The 629-nt window shown below is 61.5% G+C and carries 1 protein-coding gene and 1 pseudogene; both read right to left on the bottom strand.

The window, feature by feature from the left end:
- Nucleotides 1–306, bottom strand: a pseudogene (locus tag ACRYR9_RS19835) (hypothetical protein); the annotation flags it as partial.
- A 136-nt stretch (nt 307–442) separates the two neighbouring features.
- Nucleotides 443–629: hypothetical protein (locus tag ACRYR9_RS19830; protein WP_432540237.1), on the bottom strand; the 187-nt coding region annotated here is incomplete at its 5' end.

Below are 629 nucleotides of genomic sequence, written 5' to 3'. Positions count from 1 at the left end.
ACACAAGACATGCGTGTGATCCGGCAACTCCGCATAAACGGCGGCCTCCACGCGGCGCGGCCGACGGCGAGCCCGTGTCAACTCGCGGGACCATAGCCAGCCTGGGGCATAGCCTCCGAAGGTCCAGCGATCTGCAGCATCGACGTCCGTCCGTCCGATCGGCCGGAAGCGCACGGTTACCCCCTCTTCTACCGCGACCGCCGCGCTGGCCGCCGCGCCTGCCAGCTCGCGACGCTCAGCGCAGCGGCTTTCGGCAGTGTCCCAGTCTTGGCGCTGGGCCGCCATTTTTGAGGTCGGCGACGACATTTCGGTCTGGATGGAGGCTATTGGGCTGATTCTAACATGCCTAAAAGCGCACTCCATCGAGTGAAGTGCGCTTTTTACTGTGGTTGATAAGTATTCTTATCATGTACTGTGAAATTAATGTACGCTTTCGAGAACGTCACTTTTTCGCGTTTTCCAACAGGCCCGGAAACCCAAGCCCGACAACGCTTCGCCGCCCATGGACCCGCTCGACCCCGACCACAACCCTGAACCACCCCCCAGCCTCGAGACGCTGCAAAGTGAAATAAAGCGCACTCGACCCACCCGCCGCCGCGTTGTCGTTCGACGCCACCTCCACCGTGGCC

The sequence above is a fragment of the Kineococcus auxinigenes genome, assembly GCF_050871525.1.
Classification (GTDB): domain Bacteria; phylum Actinomycetota; class Actinomycetes; order Actinomycetales; family Kineococcaceae; genus Kineococcus.
The sequence above is the reverse complement of the archived record's forward strand: the minus strand, read 5'-3'. Positions and strand labels throughout refer to the sequence as shown.